Annotated in this window: 16 protein-coding genes; 8 read left to right on the top strand and 8 right to left on the bottom strand. The window is 65.3% G+C overall.

The genetic code is table 11. The features are described from left to right. The first annotated feature begins 114 nt into the window (after positions 1-114). Together CSC73_RS13460 and CSC73_RS13455 are read left to right on the top strand one after the other, a co-directional pair. Complete coding sequence (locus CSC73_RS13460; RefSeq protein ID WP_163841061.1) at positions 115-267, top strand: entericidin A/B family lipoprotein; 153 nt, start codon at positions 115-117, stop codon at positions 265-267. Positions 268-492: 225 nt separating this feature from the next. Beyond that, entirely contained in the window at positions 493-711 is a 219-nt protein-coding gene (locus CSC73_RS13455) for a CsbD family protein (RefSeq protein ID WP_163841058.1), read from the top strand. Positions 712-792: 81 nt separating this feature from the next. On the opposite strand, the gene CSC73_RS13450 is transcribed toward CSC73_RS13455, so the two are convergent. Further along, positions 793-1,599, bottom strand: a complete 807-nt coding sequence (locus CSC73_RS13450; protein ID WP_163841056.1) for a hypothetical protein — start codon at positions 1,597-1,599, stop codon at positions 793-795. 243 nt (positions 1,600-1,842) lie between these two features. On the opposite strand from CSC73_RS13450, the gene CSC73_RS13445 reads away from it, so the two are divergent. From CSC73_RS13445 to CSC73_RS13435, 3 genes are all read left to right on the top strand, one after another. Continuing rightward, a complete protein-coding gene (locus tag CSC73_RS13445) occupies positions 1,843-3,132 on the top strand; it encodes a tryptophan--tRNA ligase (protein WP_163841054.1) in 1,290 nt (429 codons plus the stop codon). Then, entirely contained in the window at positions 3,132-3,440 is a 309-nt protein-coding gene (locus CSC73_RS13440) for a hypothetical protein (protein ID WP_163841046.1), read from the top strand. Before CSC73_RS13445 ends, CSC73_RS13440 begins: the two co-directional genes overlap by 1 nt. Positions 3,441-3,599: 159 nt before the next feature. Beyond that, entirely contained in the window at positions 3,600-4,532 is a 933-nt protein-coding gene (locus CSC73_RS13435) for an MBL fold metallo-hydrolase (RefSeq protein WP_163841044.1), read from the top strand. Between the two features lie 98 nt (positions 4,533-4,630). On the opposite strand, the gene CSC73_RS13430 is transcribed toward CSC73_RS13435, so the two are convergent. From CSC73_RS13430 to CSC73_RS13405, 6 genes are all read right to left on the bottom strand, one after another. Further along, positions 4,631-5,017: a VOC family protein gene (locus tag CSC73_RS13430; RefSeq protein ID WP_163841042.1), complete on the bottom strand. Its 387-nt coding sequence runs from the start codon at positions 5,015-5,017 to the stop codon at positions 4,631-4,633. A gap of 68 nt (positions 5,018-5,085) precedes the next feature. Then, positions 5,086-6,465: a dihydrolipoamide acetyltransferase family protein gene (locus tag CSC73_RS13425; RefSeq protein WP_163841040.1), complete on the bottom strand. Its 1,380-nt coding sequence runs from the start codon at positions 6,463-6,465 to the stop codon at positions 5,086-5,088. A gap of 101 nt (positions 6,466-6,566) precedes the next feature. Continuing rightward, the gene (locus CSC73_RS13420) at positions 6,567-6,920 is read right to left on the bottom strand and encodes an SH3 domain-containing protein (protein WP_163841038.1); all 354 of its coding nucleotides are present in this window, start codon (positions 6,918-6,920) and stop codon (positions 6,567-6,569) included. Then, positions 6,920-7,969 (bottom strand): alpha-ketoacid dehydrogenase subunit beta, encoded by a 1,050-nt coding sequence (locus CSC73_RS13415; protein WP_246197524.1) that lies wholly within the window; start codon positions 7,967-7,969, stop codon positions 6,920-6,922. Before CSC73_RS13415 ends, CSC73_RS13420 begins: the two co-directional genes overlap by 1 nt. Beyond that, positions 7,969-9,057, bottom strand: coding sequence for a pyruvate dehydrogenase (acetyl-transferring) E1 component subunit alpha (gene pdhA, locus CSC73_RS13410; RefSeq protein WP_163841035.1), 1,089 nt, complete (start codon positions 9,055-9,057; stop codon positions 7,969-7,971). Before pdhA ends, CSC73_RS13415 begins: the two co-directional genes overlap by 1 nt. A 415-nt stretch (positions 9,058-9,472) precedes the next feature. After that, positions 9,473-13,045, bottom strand: a complete 3,573-nt coding sequence (locus tag CSC73_RS13405) for a Calx-beta domain-containing protein (RefSeq protein WP_163841034.1) — start codon at positions 13,043-13,045, stop codon at positions 9,473-9,475. 134 nt (positions 13,046-13,179) lie between these two features. Here CSC73_RS13405 and CSC73_RS13400 point away from each other — a divergent pair, with 134 nt between their 5' ends. The 3 genes from CSC73_RS13400 to CSC73_RS13390 all read left to right on the top strand — a co-directional run bounded on the left by CSC73_RS13400 (position 13,180) and on the right by CSC73_RS13390 (position 16,452). Then, positions 13,180-14,061 (top strand): tryptophan 2,3-dioxygenase, encoded by an 882-nt coding sequence (locus tag CSC73_RS13400; RefSeq protein WP_163841032.1) that lies wholly within the window; start codon positions 13,180-13,182, stop codon positions 14,059-14,061. Positions 14,062-14,299: 238 nt separating this feature from the next. Continuing rightward, positions 14,300-15,859 carry a peptide MFS transporter gene (locus CSC73_RS13395; protein ID WP_163841030.1) on the top strand — a complete coding sequence of 520 codons (1,560 nt, stop codon included), beginning with the start codon at positions 14,300-14,302 and terminating at the stop codon, positions 15,857-15,859. Beyond that, positions 15,859-16,452, top strand: a complete 594-nt coding sequence (locus tag CSC73_RS13390; RefSeq protein WP_163841028.1) for a thioredoxin family protein — start codon at positions 15,859-15,861, stop codon at positions 16,450-16,452. The genes CSC73_RS13395 and CSC73_RS13390 overlap by 1 nt, the downstream gene beginning before the upstream one ends. 128 nt (positions 16,453-16,580) lie before the next feature. Here the strand turns inward: CSC73_RS13390 and CSC73_RS13385 are convergent. Beyond that, on the bottom strand, positions 16,581-17,053 hold a 473-nt coding region (locus CSC73_RS13385; RefSeq protein ID WP_163841027.1), incomplete at its 5' end, for a MarR family winged helix-turn-helix transcriptional regulator.

Below are 17,053 nucleotides of genomic sequence, written 5' to 3'. Positions count from 1 at the left end.
CGCGTTCACACGGGATGAATGCGGCGCAGGTCAGCGTATATCCCAAGTTGTCCGGGGATCGTTCGGATCGCGCACGGCGACTGGCAAGACCCTTTTTCAATCAGGAGGAATCGTATGAAGCGTTTACTGGCATTGATGGTGCTGTCCATGTTTTCGGCGGGAATGCTGGCCGGCTGCAACACCATGGCTGGCGCGGGCAAGGATGTGCAGAAGGTCGGCGAAAAAGTCGAAGAGAAAGCCGAGGAATGCAAGGACGCCAAGTGCTGATTCCAGCGCTCCTGCATTGAACGCGGCGCCATGGCGCCATGGGGAAGGGCCGGGCGACCGGCCCTTTCTTCATTCCGAAGCGTCGCTTCATCCCGAATGTGGCCTTCGCGTTGCGACCTGAATGCCGTTATGGCGCATTGACACGGACTTGATCTTGCGGAAACGAGCGCGCTGCCATGCTGTTCGCACGGCATCGCTGCCGTGACTTTCTCAGAGAGGCAAGCCATGAACAAGGACACCATCGCTGGTAATTGGAAACAGTTGAAGGGCAAGATCCAGGCCAAATGGGGCGACCTGACCGATGACGACTTCAAAGTCGCCCAAGGCGACTCGGAATATCTCGCAGGCAAACTGCAGGAACGCTACGGCTGGGATCGCGATCGCGCCCACACCGAAGTCGACGACTTCGCACGCAGCATCGATAAATCCGATATGCGCAACTGATTCCATCTCCACACATACGACAACGGGCCTTTTGGCCCGTTGTCTTTTTTGTCCGTATCTTTCGGAAGACCGGCGCGGCAATCAACGATAAGGGTCGGCCACGAATCCATTGGGGAACGCGCGCGGGGCGGGATCGCGGCGCTCGTAGCGCGGGTACTGCCGCGGCATCGCTCCGATGGAGATCAGGCGGTGCGCGTCGTCGTAACGTAATTCGCTGATCTGCGCCGGGCTGCGGGTGGCGCGCACGAACTGGGTCTGGCCCACCGGCGACCATTCGCGCTGGCCGTGCCCGGTGCCCATGCTCTGGCGTGCCGCGCTGTCGGCTGCCTGCTCGCGTATTTGGCCTTCGGCGGCAGCGGGTGCCGAAGCGGATTTGGCTTCATCGCGCTCGTATTCGCGGCCTCGCGATATCGAGGGCATCGGCGCCGGGTAATAGCGTGGGCGCGACTCCTGGAATACCGCCACGCCGATCACGCCGACATTGCGCGGGCGGCCGGTGCGGGCCGCATAGCTGTCGCCCAGGTCGGTGAAGACGAACTGGGCGATGTCGTCCAGCGACTTGCGCCAGCCGGCGATCTCGGTGCTTTCCCAGGGTTCGAGCACATAACCGGCTTGCGAAGGCGCGGCGGTTTGCCCGGTGACGGCATTGATACCGTCCACCGACAGCACCACCAGCACGCGTTCGCCGGTGGTGTTGGTCAGGCGCACGCCGTAGCGGTTGCCGGGCGTGCCGGCCACCCAGGTATCGCCGCGGTGCGGGTATTGGCGCAGCCATTCGCCGGTGTCGCGGTCCACGATCGAGACGTCCACCAATGGCCTGGCGGAAAGGGGCGTGCAGGCGCCGGTCAGGAACAGCGCCAGCGACATCAGGATGATCTTGCGGAACATGGTCGTTCTCCGTGGTGGGCATGACAGGGAACGCGCCAGCTTTGCCAGTGGGGTTGATCGCGTTCAGCGGCCATTGGCCGTGGGAGCGGCGTCCCGCCGCGAGCTCCTGCTTTGATCGCTCCACTGCATTTCGGTTGCACCGGAAGCGGGAAGGGCGACAGCTCGCGGCGGGACGCCGCTCCCACGCGCCCGCTCCCACGCCCGGTTAAACTTGACGTATTCAGTCTCAGGCAAGTCCCACGAATGACCCGCGTCCTTACCGGCATCACCACCTCCGGCACCCCGCACCTCGGCAACTACGTGGGCGCGGTACGCCCGGCCCTCGCCGCAAGCCGCACCCCTGGCGTGGAGAGCTTCTATTTCCTGGCCGACCTGCACAGCCTGGTCAAGGTGCAGGACGCTGCCCGCGTACAGCGCTCTACCCTGGAAATCGCCGCCACATGGCTGGCGGCCGGGCTGGAGCCGGACAAGGTCTGGTTCTACCGTCAATCGGACATTCCCGAGATCAGCGAGCTCAACTGGTTCCTGACCTGCGTGGCCGGCAAGGGTGTGCTCAATCGCGCGCACGCCTACAAAGCCTCGGTGGACCGCAACCGCGCCGAGGAACAGGACGACGATGCAGGCATCAGCGCCGGACTGTTCATGTATCCGGTGCTGATGGCGGCCGACATCCTGCTGTTCAACGCCGACAAGGTGCCGGTGGGCCGCGACCAGGTGCAGCACATCGAAATGGCGCGCGATTTCGGCCAGCGCTTCAACCACCTGTTCGGCGGCGAATACTTCACTTTGCCGGAAGCGGCGATCGAGGAGAATGTGGCCACCTTGCCCGGCCTGGACGGCCGCAAGATGAGCAAGAGCTACGACAACACCATTCCGCTGTTCGCGCCGCGCGATGAAATGCGCAAGCTGATCGCTTCCATCGTGACCGATTCGCGCCTGCCGGGCGAAGCCAAGGAAGCCGAAGGCTCGCATGTGTTCCAGCTTTACCAGGCCTTCGCCAGCGCCGAGGAAACCGCGCAGATGCGCCAGGCCTTCGCCGAAGGCATCGGCTGGGGCGACGCCAAGCAGAAACTGTTCGAGCGCATAGATACGGAAGTGGCGCCGCTGCGCGAACGCTACCAGGCATTGATGGCCAAGCCTGGGGAAATCGAATCGATCCTGCGCGATGGCGCGCGCAGGCTGCGCGAAAAGTACGCGACTCCGTTCCTCGCCGAACTGCGGCAGGCCGTCGGCTTACGCGACCTCTCTTCTCAGCCCGAGGCGCGGAACGCGTCCGTGCAGAAATCGGCGCCGCCTTCGTTCAAGCAGTACCGCGACACAGACAACCGCTTTTATTTCAAGCTCCTCGACGGCAACGGCGTGCTGCTGGTGCAGAGCAACGGCTTCGATTCGCCGAAAGAAGCGGGCCAGCTGATCGCGGTGCTGAAGCGCAGCGATCGCGCCGATGCGATGGAGACACCGGAGATCAACGTGCTGGTGCCGGTGCAGGACGTGCTGGAGGCGCTCAGGCAACTGCGCGATGCGGAGGCCTGATGCCGTACCTGGCGCTGGTCCTGTTCCTACCTTGGTTTTTGCTGCTGGGCGCTCTGTTCTGGCTTTTCCCGCGCCAACCGCGCAACGCTTGGCGCAGGCGCTTCGATCTCTTCGCGTTGCTGGTGGCGTTCGTGCTCAGTTTCGCCGGCATGCAATGGGGTTATGCGCTGGGGCTGGCCGACATTGGTACCGGCGCCATCTGGAAGCAGGTGCTGGCCACGTTGGTCGCCTATGGCGCGTTCCTGGCCGCGATCTTCATCGCGGTCGTGCTGCGGAGCTGGCTGCTCGCCCGCCAACCCAAGAGGTAGGAGCGGGCCCTGCCCGCGACCGGGCTTTACAGGGAAAGCCCGGTCGCGGGCAGGGCCCGCTCCTACATGGGGCGCCTCAATGGGTGCTACCAAAGCTGCATCGCGAGCGCCAGCCGCGCTCGCTAGAATCGATAGTCCGCAGCTAGAACGATCGAGTGCATGAACCAGCACGGCATCCACACCATCGACACCGCGTTCCAGCGCGAGCATTTCGACGCCGCCTATCTGATCGTGGAGAACGGCCGCGGCGCTTTCATCGATTGCGGCACCAATCATTCGGTTCCCTTGTTGTTGTCGGCGCTGGAAGGCGCCGGACTGACTCCCGGCGATGTCGACTGGTTGATCGTCACTCATGTGCATCTGGACCACGCTGGTGGCGCCGGGCTGCTGATGCAGCACCTGCCCAATGCCCGGCTGGTCGCGCACCCACGTGCGGCGCCGCACCTGATCGATCCTTCCAAACTGATCGCCGGCGCCACCGCCGTGTATGGCGAAGAAGAAATGCAGCGCAGCTATGGGCAGATCCTGGCGGTGGCCGAACAACGCGTGCAGGTGGTCGAGGACGGACAGGTCCTTCTGCTGGCCGGGCGCGCGTTGGAGTTCATCGATACCCCGGGACATGCGCGCCACCATCATTGCATCTGGGACGAGCGCAGCCGGAGCTGGTTCACGGGCGACACCTTCGGTCTGTCTTATCGCGAACTGGACAGCGCCAAGGGCGCTTTCGTGATCCCCACCTCCACGCCGGTGCAGTTCGAGCCGGAGAAGCTGAAGGCTTCCATCGGCCGGCTGCTGTCGCGCGATCCGCAATGGATGTACCTCACCCATTACGGCCGGGTCGGCGACGTGCGAAGGCTGGCCGACGATCTGTATCGGCAGATCGATGCGATGGTGGCGATCGGACATGAGTCCGATGGTCTTCCGAACCGTCATGAGCGGATCAAGGAAGCGCTCGCTGCACTCTATCTGCAATGCGCCCGCGAGCATGGTTGCCCGTTGGACGATGCGGGTGTGGAGAAGGTGTTGCGGATGGACATCGAGCTCAACGCCCAAGGCCTGGCTTCGTGGCTGGATCGGGACAAGCGTGCGTAGGAGCGTCGTAGGGGTACCGTAGGAGCGACGTGAGTCGCGAATTGACGTGCCCACTGGGAAATAATCGCGACTCACGTCGCTCCTACGCGCGTGCGCGCCTACTTCCATATATTTGGTTTTTCGCGCGCCGATTTCTTCGCCATCGGCACCACGCAGAAGCGATGGCCGCTGGGGGCCTCCATCACCCACCAGCGTTCGCGCACGAATTCGATGCGCTTGGCACCCAGCTTCTCCAGCCGCGCGACTTCGGCTTCGATGTCGTCGGTCTCGATATCCAGGTGCACGCGCGAGGGGTGCGAGACTTTCTGCACTTCGATATGCATGCCGCCCGGCCCGTCCGAGAGCGGGGCATACAGGCCCAGGCCGTCCTCATCGTAGTCCTGCACTTCCAAACCCAGCGCTTGGCTCCAGAAATCGGCGGACGATTCCAGCGAGCCGCGTTTGCAATCGATGATGAAACCGGCCAATCGGCTGCGATGGGTCATATGCTCTCCGTAGGGCGGGCACTGCCCGCCATAGCGTGGTATGTGAGGAGCGGCGGGCAATGCCCGCCCTACGTTGCCAGCGCCAGATCGTCGATCATCGCTTTGAGAAAGCGCGCGGCCTCACCGCCGGTGGCGGCGCGGTGGTCGAAAGTCACCGACAAAGGAATGATCTTGTGCGATTCGAAACCGCCCATGATCGGCATGACCTGGTGGCGCGCGCGGCCGGCGGCCACGATGGCCACGCAGGGCGGCACCACCACCGGGGTGGCGTAGCGTCCGGCGAACATGCCGAAGTTGGACAGCGAAATGGTGTAGCCGCTCAGTTCCGAAGCGGCGATGCTGCGGTCTTCCACCTGCGCGCGCAGGCGGTTGACGCCTTCGCGGATGCCGCGAGCATCCAGGATGTCCGCATTGCGCAGCGCGGGGACGAACAGGCCGTCGTCGGTATCGACCGCGATGCCGACGTCCACCTGCGGGTGCAGGGTGCGGTTGAGTTTTTCGCCGTCGAACCACGCGTTCAACGCAGGCACCGCTTTGCAGGCGCGCACGATGGAGCGGATCAGGCGAACGGTGACGTCGTTGCCGGGCGTCCACGCGTGCACGTCGGCGTCGTCGTTGAGCGTGGTGGGCACGACCTTGGCGTGTGCGTCGGCCATGACGCGTGCCATGTTGCGGCGAACGCCCTTCAGCTGTTCCGGTTGGCCGCTGACCGACACGCCCGGCGGTTGCGTGCGCATGGGCTTTCCGGAAGCGGACAGTGTGGTGCGCTCATGGCTTTCTCGTAGGAGCGCGCCCTGCGCGCGACCGGCCGATACAGGTGAAGCTTCGTCGCGGGCAGGGCCCGCTCCTACAAGGCCGTCGGCGACGGCCTGCTTCACGTCGTTCGCCGTGACCGTGTTGTCGGCGCCAGTGGCACGCACTCGGCTCAGGTCCACGCCCAGTTTCTTCGCCAGCGCGCGCACGGCCGGCATCGCTCTGATTCCGCCGACCGCTACCGCCTGTTCCTGGTGCACGGCATTGGAGCTCTGCATCGCGCCGACCACGGTGCCGGCATCGTCGCGTTCGGCAGTCGTGGGAGCGCCGTCCGCGGCGCGATCTTTTGCTGCGGTGTTTTCAGTGGGGAGCTCGCGGCGGGACGCCGCTCCCACCGCGGGTCCGTGGGAATGACCTGTGTCCTGCCCATCGGCGCGTTGCGGCAGATTGGGGTCGAGCTGGAATTCGGCCAGCATCGCGCCGGTCACCACGATGTCGCCGGCGTTGCCCGCCAGTTTCAATACCTTGCCGGAAACAGGAGACGGAACCTCCACCACCGCCTTGGCCGTTTCCATCGATACCAGCGGCTCGTCCAGGCGGATCGTGTCGCCTTCCTTGACGAACCACTCGACGATGGTGGCGTCCGGCAGGCCTTCGCCAAGATCGGGAAGATTGAAAGTCTTGCTGTCGCTCATCGGGGTTCCAGGTTGAGTTGTCCGCTTTGTAGAGCCGAGCTTGCCCGGCTGCTCTTGATCCTGCGAGAGGAGCAGCCGAGCAAGCTCGGCTCTACAAAAAATCAGGTGGGTTCGTTATCGATCAGTTCGATGGCGCGCGCCGGTATCCAGCCGCTTTCGCCGTTCGCGTTTTCCGCCCACCACCAGCCTTCCTGCTCGTAGTGGACGACGATCGATTCGCCGATCCGGGTCGCCAGCTCCCGCGTATCGTAATCGCCCAGCGCGGTGGCCGTGCCGGTGTCGCGGTCGAACAATGCCGCGGGTATCCAGCCGCCCAGGCCCTGCGCCAGCGTGGCCCAGACGAACTGCGGCCAGTCGCTGTCGCGTTCGCCCAAGGTGACCGAGTCGCCGGCCGAAACGCGGATCGCAGGGCGGTCCGGCGAACGGTGCTCGGCGATGACGCGCGCGCGTCGCATCAGCCGGCGGCCAGCACGCGTTTGGCGGCGGCGACGATCTTGTCGACGCTGGGCAGGTATTTCATCTCCAGGCGGAACAGAGGGATGTGCGTGTCGGGGCCGGTAACGCGTTCCACCGGCGCGACCAGGTCGTACATCGACTGCTCGGCCAGGCGCGCGGCGATCTCCGCGCCGAAGCCCGCCGTGCGCGGCGCTTCGTGCACGATCACGCAGCGCCCTGTCTTGCTGACCGATTCGGCGATGGTGTCGAAATCCAGGGGCTTCAACGTGGCCACGTCGATCACTTCGGCGCTGATGCCTTCTTTGGCCAGCGCGTCGGCGGCTTCCAGCGTTTCCTTCACTTGCGCGCCCCAGGTCACCAGGGTCACGTCGCTGCCGTCGCGCAGCACGAAGCACACGTCCAGCGGCAGCGCTTCGCCGTCATCGGTCACCAGTTCCTTGTACTGGCGGTAGATGCGCTTGGGCTCCATGTAGATCACCGGGTCCGGGTCGCGGATCGCGGCCAGCAGCAGGCCGTAGGCACGTTGCGGCGAGGAGGGCATGACCACGCGCAAACCGGGCACGTTGGTGAAGATGGATTCGTTGGCTTCGGAATGATGTTCCGGCGCGCGGATGCCGCCGCCCCACGGCACGCGCAGCACCATCGGGCAGTGCAGGCGGCCGCGCGTGCGATAGCGCATGCGTGCGGCGTGGCAGATCAGGTGATCGACCATGGGATAGACGAAGCCGTCGAACTGCGCTTCGGCCACCGGCTTCATGCCCATCGCGGCCATGCCCACGCTGAGGCCGGCGATGGTGGTTTCGTCCAGCGGCGTATCCAGGATGCGGTCGGAACCGAAACGCTGCTGCAAGCCGGCGGTGGCGCGGAACACCCCGCCGTTCACGCCCACGTCCTCGCCCAGCACCACCACCGATTCATCGTGCGCGATTTCCCAGGCCAGGGCCTGGGTAATGGCTTCGATGAGGGTGATCGGCAGAGCGGCTTTCGCGGCTTGGCTGGCGGAAACGTCGGTTGCAGTGGCTACGCTCTTGGCGACTTCTACGTTCATTAGCGCGGCTCCCGTAGAGAACGTTCCGCGGCGATGGCGGCTGCGCGCTGGGCGAGCAATTCCGGCGGCGGGTCGGCGTAGAGATAATCGAACATCGCTTCCACCGGCTGCACCGGCGTCTCCAGGTAGGCGTTGACCTCGATGTCGACCAGACGCCCGCATTCTTCCTTCCAGGCGGCCTCTTCGGCTTCGCTCCACAACTTCTGCGTGGTGAGCCAGGTGCGCAGGCGGGTGACCGGATCGCGTTCCCAGGCCGATTTCACTTCCGCATCGTCGCGGTAGCGGCGCGCGTCGTCGGCGGTGGTGTGGTCGCCCAGACGATAGGTGACGAATTCGAGCACGCTGGTGCCTTGGCCGCTGCGCGCGCGTTCGGTGGCGATGCGCATGGCTTCCAATACCGCGATCAGATCGTTGCCGTCCACTTGCAGGCAAAATACGCCGCCGGCGATGCCCTTCTGCGCCAGCGTCTGCGCACCGGTTTGCGCCGAGCGCGGTACCGAGATGGCCCAGCCGTTGTTGATTACGCACAGCACCAGCGGCAGCTCGTACGCGCCGCCGGAATTGAGTGCGGCGTAGAAATCGGTCTTCGACGATCCGCCATCGCCGCAGGTGCTGACCGCGATGCGCTTCTCGCCGCGCAGCTTGAACGCCAGCGCCGCGCCGGCTGCGTGCAGGCACTGGGTGGAAATGGGTACGCACCAGGCGAAATCGTGGCGCGGCACCGCGAAATCGTTGCCGCGTTCGTCGCCGCCCCAGTACAGCAGCACCTCGCGCGGACGCACGCCGCGCATGAACTGCGCGCCGTATTCGCGATAGCTGGGGGCGAAGGTGTCTTCCGGGCGCGTGGAAGCGCCGATGCCCACGTGGGTGGCCTCGTGGCCCAGGCAGGAAGCGTAGGTGCCCAGCTTGCCGGTGCGCTGCAGGGCCACCGACTTGGTGTCGAAGGTGCGCACGAACAGCATCTGCTTGAACAGGTCTTTCAATCGCTGCGTATCGCGCGCGGCCTCGGGCAGGTCGTCGCGGACGAGTTTCCCGTCCGGACCCAGGTATTGCAGGTATTCGATTTCGAATTTCGCGGCGATGGTCATCGCGTGTCGGATTCCCGTTGCAAGTGAAACCAATGATAAGTGGCGCCATGTTAAGGAACCGGGGTTGCAAAACCGTCGTGCAGCGCAGCAATACGCAGGGCAATGGCAGGTGCCCTTCTCCCCCCGCTTGCGGGAAAAGAGCCTGCCCCGTACTGGATACGGCTGGCCGAAGGCCGGATGTGGGGCGGCGACGCAAATTTTTTGGATTCAGACACATCGAATGCGGCAACTCTGATTGGGCGCTCGATGCCAACTGGATATTTCAGTGAATCGGCTCCGGCTTTCCCTCACCCGCCTTCGGCACCCTCTCCCGCTAGCAGGAGAGGGGTTCGGTAGCGCTTTCCCGTGCAATTACACAGACCAAAAAAAGACGCGGCCGAAGCCGCGTCTCTAGCTGTAATCGTTTGCGTTCGGTTCAGCGCACGATCGTGGTGATGCTGGCGTTGTTATTGGTGGTGTCGGATTCCGGCGTGATCGTGGTCGCTGCGCCGTTGACTTGCGGCCTGCGGTTGGCCGGGATCGGCAGCGCATTGACGCGGATCCTGAAGTCGGCGCGGGCGCCGGCGGCCATCGGTTTGCGGGCGGCGCAGCGGAACGTCACCTGACGGACCGTGCCCTGCTTGCGGCAGTCCCAGCCGCTGGGCGGGTCCAGGGTGGCGGCCAGGTTCATGGTGTTGCCGCTGAACACGACCACCGCCTGTTCGGCGGCCAGCGTGCCCAGATTGCGCAGGGTCGCCGTGTACGGAATCGAGAACGTCAGGCGCGGCACGCTGGCCGGGCCGGTCAGCTTCAGATCCAGGTCCGCCGTGGATGGCGCGGTGACCAGGATCGCTGCCACCGCTTCATCGTTGGCGTGCACCGCATCGAACGACTGGGTGCTGGCGGCGACCGCCAGATTGGCGCTGCCGCCGACCTGTGCCGCGGTGGCGACCGCACTGATCGCGAACGAGGCGCTGGCCGCATTGGCCAGGCTGTCGGTGTGGCAGGCGATCGAGGTCATGCCCGCGGAGATCTGCGCCGCATCGCACGACCAGCCGCTGGGCGCGACCACCGCGAAAGTGCTGGATTCGGCATTCAACGCGAAACCTATGCCGGTCGAAGCGGCCGCATCCGGCCCCAGGTTGGTCACCGTGGCGGTATAGCGCAGGGTCTGGCCGACAGTGACGGTCGCCGAGTCGGCCACCGCAGTGACCGCAAGATCGGCGCGATGGCGCGATTCGAAGTACGCCACCACCGGGTCGTGATCGGACAGGCGCGAGGGCGAGTTGGCGTCGTTGCGCGCGATTTCCGGGAAGTCGGCGTTGATGCGCGCGTGGTCCAGGCCGAACGCGGTGCTGGAAACGATCAGCTGCTCGTTGACCAGCACATGGTCCAGGGTCTGCGCATTGCCGCCGAAGACGAAGGAATAGCGCTCCTCTTCCGGTTCCAGCACGCCCAGATTGACCAGGTCCGGATTCACCAGGTCGACGCCGTCGCCAGGCACCGCGGTCTGCTCGTCGGCGCTCGGCGTGCCGGTCACCACGTTCATGGTGTCGGCCAGGCCGTCGTTGAAGGCGAAGGCGTTGTAGTCGCCCAGGCTGACGATGCGCTTGCCCGGGTCGGCGGTCTGCAACGACTGGATCAGGTTGGCCAGGTATTCGGCCTGCTTCTGCCGCTTCTGGCGCACGCGGTCGCCCAACGTGGTGGGGCCGGAAGGCTCCACGCTGTCCACGTCGTTGAGCGAACGCTGGTGCACCGCGATCGCGGTGATCGGGTAGGTGCGGCCATCGGCGTAATGCACCACCGCATCGAGTACCAGCGGCGGACGGTCGTTGAGCAGGCTGGTGGTGCCGCTGGGCTCGGTCCAGGTGGTGTCCTTGCCGTGCTGGGTCACGCTAAGCACTTGCACGCGCGCCACCCCGGCGGTGACTTCTGAGGTCTTGACCAGGAAGCCCACGTCGATGCCGCCCACGTCGTTGCCTTCTTCCAGATAGGCGACGTAGTTGGGGTCCGCCTGTCCTGCGGCCACCGCATCGGCGTTGATCTTGCTGGCCAGCGCTTGCAGCGTGGTCAGGTTCTCCACTTCCACCGTGGCCAGGATGTCCGGCGCATTGAGGAAGTCGCGCACCGTCAGCGAGGCCTTGTTGAGACGGTTGGCGAAGGCCGCCGCGGTCAGCACCGGTTCGCCGGTAGCGGGGTCGTTGACGGTGTCGAAGAAGCGTTCCAGGTTGTAGGCCGCCACCGTGAACTCATCGGCGTTGGCCACGCGCGCCGCTTGCGGCGACGGACCCGGCGAGGTGGTGATGGCGACTGCGGGGTCGCGCAGGATCGTATAGCGGCGGAAGCCGTAATCCAGCGGGCCGGTCAGGCCTTCGATCAACGCACCGGCGGCCAGATTGAGGATGAAAGTCGGACCGCCCAGCGAATCGCTGTCGATGGTCAGCAGTTCCGGATTGAAGTCCCAGCGCGGGATCGGCGGAATGCTGCTGCCGGCAGGCGCCGGGTCGGGCGCCTGGATGCCGGGCTCGCGGAACGGACGCGGCGTGCCGGTGACCACGGCATTGAGGATGCCGTTGCTGGTGCCGGTGGCGTTGGACTCGTTGGTGTTGCCCTGGGTGGGCGCCACCACGGTCAGGCTGGCGGCGGTCACGCGCATGCCTTCCAAGCGTTCCAGCTGGTCCAGCGCGCCGGTCGGCGAGGGCAGGCTGGTGCTCAGTGCTACCGGTACGGGCAACGGGTTGTCGGTGGAGAGCAGGGCCACGCTCGGACTGCCGCTGATCTCGGTCAACGGCAGCTGGTTGGGATCGGTGCCGGGGACGTATTCGATCACCGTGCCGCTGACGCGAACGCGGTTGCCGACGGCGGCGGCCGCGGGCGGCGCGATGCTGGTGAACACGTACACGCCCTGCGAAGTGGCCGGATCGGCGTCCGCTTCCGCATCGCTGGTCTGGATGAAGAAACCGTTGCTCTTGCGTCCGGTCACGATGCCGGTGGTGGTGACCAGCTGGTTGGCGACCGGAGAAGTCGCGCCGCTGCCTTGTATCTCGTGGATGGAGATCAGGGTGACATCGTCGTTGACGATGGTGGCTTGCGCCTGCGCATCTCCAAGCACCGCGCCGCTGATGTTGCCCAGGCCCAGGAAGAAGGTTTCGTCGGCTTCCTGCACGCTGTCGTCGCTGACCGGAACCACGACCTGCGCCGAATCGGCGCTCTCGGCGATGGTTACCGTACCGGTGGCGGCCGTGTAGTCGTCGCCCGCCGTCGCGGTACCGTCGGCGGTGGCGTAGTCCACGCTGACGCCGCCCGCGCCCGCAGGCTGGGTGAGGGTCAGGGTGAAGGCGAAATTGCCGGTGGCTTCGTCCTGGCTGACATCGGCCACGGACAGGATCGGCAGGCCGCCGCCGCCGCAGACCAGCGCGGCGGACGCGCCATTGCGCGGCGCCGGCGCGGTAAGCGCGAAATCGGCGGCGTTGTTGTTGCTGTCGGTGCAGCCGTTGTCGGCGCGCACGGCGGCGGTGGTGTTGCTGAGGTTGGCGGTGGGGCTGGAGCCCTCCGCGCAGCTGGCGGTGGTGCCGAAGCCGACGAAGTCGATATTGCCGGTGGGGCAGGCCCCGCTCAGCGTGACCACCGAATTGACCAGCGCCACTTTGCCGGCGGTGCCGGACATGGCGATCGTGCCGGTGGCGTCGGGCGTGGGCAGCGCGGGCGCGGCGGTGTTGGCGCCGTCGGCCTGCTTGATCAGGTAATAGCCGCCGGCCGGGAGGTTGCCGCTGAGGTTGGTGCGCGCCCAGGTGGTGCCGGCGGCGCTGGCGTATTGCACCGACCAGCCGTCCAGGCTGACCGTGGAAGTGGAATTGTTGTGCAGCTCGATGTAGTCGCTGCGCAGCGGCGCGCCGGAATTGCCGCCCCCGCCGTAGACCTGGCTGATGACGACCTGCGCCTGCGCGGCCCCAGCGCACAGCAACGAAAACACCGCCAGCGCCGTCAGGCGCGCGAACCCGTACTTCATAAACCTCTCCCTAGATATGAACGCAGCACGAGCGACTGACTGCCGGCCGATTGTGCCGCAATCCTCGGGCACGCGCATGACACCGCCGTTACGCCAGCCGTTACCATGCCCCTCCCGCATCCCTCAGGTTCCGCATGAGCATCCAGGACAACCAGCGCCCGCTGGAAGAAGGCATCCACACCGATCTGGCCGGCCGCATGAGCTATGCCGGCTACCTGCGCCTGGACCTGCTGCTGGCCGCGCAGCAGCCGGTGGCGCAGCCGCCGCACCACGACGAGCTGCTGTTCGTGGTCCAGCACCAGGTGTCGGAGCTGTGGATGAAGCTGATGATCCACGAGCTGCGCGCGGCCCTGGTGCACTTGCAGCGCGACGAGGTCTGGCAATGCCGCAAGGTGCTGGCGCGCAGCAAGCAGGTGCTGCGCCAGCTGACCGAGCAGTGGTCGGTGCTGGAGACGCTGACGCCTTCGGAATACATGGGTTTCCGCGATCTGCTGGGGCCGTCTTCCGGGTTCCAGTCGCTGCAGTACCGCACCATCGAGTTCCTGCTGGGCAACAAGAACGCCGACATGCTGCGCGTGTTCGCCCACGATCCGCAGGGGCAGGCCGACCTGGAAGCGGTGCTGCGCGCGCCCAGCCTCTATGAGGAATTCCTGCGCTATCTGGCCCGCTTCGGCCATGCCATTCCCGCCGAGCGCCAGGAGCGCGACTGGAGCCTGCCGCACGTCAACGATCCGGCGCTGCTGCCGGTGTTCGAGGCCATCTACGAGGACACCGGCCGTTACTGGCGCGAATACGCCCTGTGCGAGGACTTCGTGGACCTGGAAACCCAGTTCCAGCTGTGGCGGTTCCGGCACATGCGCACGGTGCTGCGCATCATCGGCTTCAAGCGCGGCACCGGCGGTTCCAGCGGAGTGGGGTTTCTGCGCCAGGCGCTGGAACTGACCTTCTTCCCGGAGCTGTTCGAGGTGCGCACGATGATCGACGGCAAGCCCGGATCGGCCGCACCCGCCTACTGACGTAGGTCGGGGCTACGCCCCCGACGCGCAGGCCCGGCATGGCTGGCGAGTTGGCCGGCCTCTAAAACCTGGATGAGCCGCGAGCGTCGGGGGCGTAGCCCCGACCTACGTGCCCAGCAGGCAAAAGTCCGCGTTATTTGACGTCAGCGGCGCCCGTCGGTGATCCTCGCCTGTCCCGCGCCAAGGCGCGGAATCCTATTTCCCGATACATCCGAATGCTGAACAAGGGGGCAAATCCATGAGCTCGACCATCCCGAACGCCGCGAAACCGGCCGGCCCACCGCTGGGCGCGCCCGCAGGCAACGACGCTTCGCCGCCACCGGAATTCGGCCAGCGCATGGGCCATCCCAAGCCGCTGTGGATGCTGTTCATGACCGAGTTCTGGGAACGCTTCGCGTTCTACGGCATCCGCTGGGCGCTGGTGTTGTACATGGTGGCGCAGTTCCACGCCGGCAACGACGCCGGCGAAGCGCCGTCGAATCTCATCTACGGCGCTTATCTGGCGCTGGTCTATGCCGCCGCGATTTTCGGCGGGTACGTCGCCGACCGGGTGCTCGGCTATCAGCGCTCGATCCTGCTGGGCGCGGTGATCATGGCGGCCGGCTTGTTCATGATCGCGATGCCCGACGAACAGATCTTCAAGTTCGGCCTGGCCACCGTGATCTGCGGCAACGGTTTGTTCAAGCCCAATATCTCGACGATGGTGGGCAAGCTGTACGCCGTAAGCGATAGCCGCCGCGATGCGGGTTTCACCATCTTCTACATGGGCATCAACCTCGGTGGTTTCCTCGCGCCGATCGCGACCGGATTCCTTGCCGAGCAGGTGTTCGGCACGCAGACGATGCCGGCCTACAAATATGTGTTCATCGCTTCGGGCATCGGCATGGTGCTGAGCCTGGTGTGGTTCTGGTTCGGCCGCCGCCAGCTCAAAGGCATAGGCCGTCCGCCGGAGGGCGACGGCGGCAAGCAGAAGGTGCTGTATGTCTTCGTGGGCGCACTGGTCGCGATCCCGGCCGTGTACTTCCTGCTGTCGATGGGCGCCGCGGCGCTGCAATGGTTCGTGCTGCTGCCGATGTTCGTCATTCTGTGCGCATTGCTGCTGATCGAGGGCATTCGCGAAGGCAAGGTGCAGCGCGACAAGGCCATCGCGATGCTGATCATTTTCGTCTTCAACGTGATGTTCTGGATGTTCTTCGAGCAAGCGGGCAGTTCGTTCACCTTCCTGGCCGACAAGATCGTCGATCGCGACATCTTCGGTCCGGGCGGCTTCGTGTTCTCGAATGCCTGGTTCCAGTCGGTGAACTCGCTGGCGATCATCGCCCTTGCACCGGTGATCGCGCTGATCTGGATCTGGATGGGCAAGCGCAACGCCGAGCCTTCGATCCCGCGCAAGTTCAGCCTGGGCCTGATCTTCAATGGCCTGGCCTTCCTGCTGTTGATGTTCGCGCTGTCCAGTCTGGTCGACGACGTGGGCAAGATCCCGTTCTGGACGCTGTTCATGGTCTACGTCATCCAGTCGGTCGGCGAACTGTGTCTGTCGCCCATCGGCCTGTCGATGGTCACCAAGCTGGCACCGGTGCGTCTGGTCGGTTTCGGCATGGGCGGCTGGTTCCTGTCCACCGGCATCGGCAACAACTTGTCGGGTATTTTCGCCGGGCACGTCAGCGGTACCGGCGGGATGACGGTGCAGTCCGCGCATGCCGGCTACACCTTCGGCTTCTGGGCGTTGTTGATCGCAGGCGCTCTGCTGTTCCTGCTGGGGCCGCTGATCCAGAAACTGATGCACGGGGTCAAGTGATGGCGCTTGCTTCGCGCGGCGCGACCGCATTGTTGCTGGCGGTCGCAATGGTGGCTTGCTCGCCGAAGCAGGAGCAGAAGGCGGAACCCAACCCGCCTTCGACGAAGGCCAACACGTCGGCCAAGCCGGATACGTCCCGGCCTGTCGCCTCGGGCAACACGCCCACCGCTGCGGATATCGCGGCGGTGGCTGCCTTGAACGCGGCGTTCGATCCCAAGCGCGACCCGGCCAGCGATCTGGAAATGGCCAAGGTCGAGGCGCAGCGCGGCGGCAAGCGCATCCTGCTGGAAGTGGGCGGCGAGCGGTGCAGCTGGTGCCACATCCTGGACAAGCTGGTCGAAGAAGACGCGGAGATCCGCAGCTTCCGCGACGCCAACTTCGTGTGGATGAAGGTCAACTACAGCGAAGAGAACGAGAACAAGGCTTTCCTCTCCGCTTATCCCGGAATCAAGGGCTATCCGCACCTGTTCGTGCTGGACGCCGACGGCAATCTGCTGCATTCCCAGTCCACCGGCGACCTGGAAAAGGGCAAGGGCTACGACCGCGCCAAGTTCTTCGCCTTCCTCAAGGACTGGGCGCCGGCCGCGAAGTAAATACCTGATAGGAATTGCATCTGTAGGAGCTGCGTAAGCTGCGACCTGGTCGGCCGGTAGGTGCGATGCGATAGCCAACCCGTACCGCGTCGCAGCTTACGCAGCTCCTACAGGCATGCGTCGCGCCCCTATTTCTCCTGGATGTTGCCCACGCCTGCGGCCAGCTTGACTATCAGCGCATCCAGCTGCGCGCGCTCGTTCTCGTCCAGTCCCGCCAGCAAGCGGCGTTCGCATTCCAGCGCCATCGGCGCCACTTCGTCGTAGACCGTGTAGCCTACCGGCGAAAGTTCCAGCACCGAACGGCGGCGGTCGTCGCCATGGGTATCGCGCTGCACCAGCCCGCGCTCCAGCAGCCGGGCCAGCGCCCGGCTGACGGCGACCTTGTCCATGGCCGTGCGCTCGGCCACTTCGCCGGCGGACAGCTCCGGGTAGCGTCCCAGCACCGCCATGATCCGCCACTCGGTGACCGCCAGACCGAAGCGCTGGCCGTACAGGCCGGAAATGGTCTGGCTGATGCGGTTGGACAGGATGCTCAGCCGATAGGGCAGGAAACGCTCCAGTTCCAGGACGGCGTGCTCCTGGGGGGCGGCGGGGGAAGAAG

The organism is Pseudoxanthomonas sacheonensis, from assembly GCF_010093305.1.
In the GTDB taxonomy this organism is placed as follows: Bacteria; Pseudomonadota; Gammaproteobacteria; order Xanthomonadales; family Xanthomonadaceae; genus Pseudoxanthomonas_A; species Pseudoxanthomonas_A sacheonensis.
The sequence above is the reverse complement of the archived record's forward strand: the minus strand, read 5'-3'. Positions and strand labels throughout refer to the sequence as shown.

Coding starts and splice junctions, on each gene's coding strand:
- CSC73_RS13390 (WP_163841028.1), top strand. CDS start 15,859: ATGGCGCTTGCTTCGCGCGGCGCGACCGCATTGTTGCTGGCGGTCGCA.
- CSC73_RS13435 (WP_163841044.1), top strand. CDS start 3,600: ATGAACCAGCACGGCATCCACACCATCGACACCGCGTTCCAGCGCGAG.
- CSC73_RS13400 (WP_163841032.1), top strand. CDS start 13,180: ATGAGCATCCAGGACAACCAGCGCCCGCTGGAAGAAGGCATCCACACC.
- CSC73_RS13455 (WP_163841058.1), top strand. CDS start 493: ATGAACAAGGACACCATCGCTGGTAATTGGAAACAGTTGAAGGGCAAG.
- CSC73_RS13425 (WP_163841040.1), bottom strand. CDS start 6,465: ATGAGCGACAGCAAGACTTTCAATCTTCCCGATCTTGGCGAAGGCCTG.
- CSC73_RS13415 (WP_246197524.1), bottom strand. CDS start 7,969: ATGAACGTAGAAGTCGCCAAGAGCGTAGCCACTGCAACCGACGTTTCC.
- CSC73_RS13430 (WP_163841042.1), bottom strand. CDS start 5,017: ATGACCCATCGCAGCCGATTGGCCGGTTTCATCATCGATTGCAAACGC.
- CSC73_RS13440 (WP_163841046.1), top strand. CDS start 3,132: ATGCCGTACCTGGCGCTGGTCCTGTTCCTACCTTGGTTTTTGCTGCTG.
- CSC73_RS13420 (WP_163841038.1), bottom strand. CDS start 6,920: ATGCGACGCGCGCGCGTCATCGCCGAGCACCGTTCGCCGGACCGCCCT.
- CSC73_RS13395 (WP_163841030.1), top strand. CDS start 14,300: ATGAGCTCGACCATCCCGAACGCCGCGAAACCGGCCGGCCCACCGCTG.
- CSC73_RS13450 (WP_163841056.1), bottom strand. CDS start 1,599: ATGTTCCGCAAGATCATCCTGATGTCGCTGGCGCTGTTCCTGACCGGC.
- CSC73_RS13445 (WP_163841054.1), top strand. CDS start 1,843: ATGACCCGCGTCCTTACCGGCATCACCACCTCCGGCACCCCGCACCTC.
- CSC73_RS13405 (WP_163841034.1), bottom strand. CDS start 13,045: ATGAAGTACGGGTTCGCGCGCCTGACGGCGCTGGCGGTGTTTTCGTTG.
- CSC73_RS13460 (WP_163841061.1), top strand. CDS start 115: ATGAAGCGTTTACTGGCATTGATGGTGCTGTCCATGTTTTCGGCGGGA.
- pdhA (WP_163841035.1), bottom strand. CDS start 9,057: ATGACCATCGCCGCGAAATTCGAAATCGAATACCTGCAATACCTGGGT.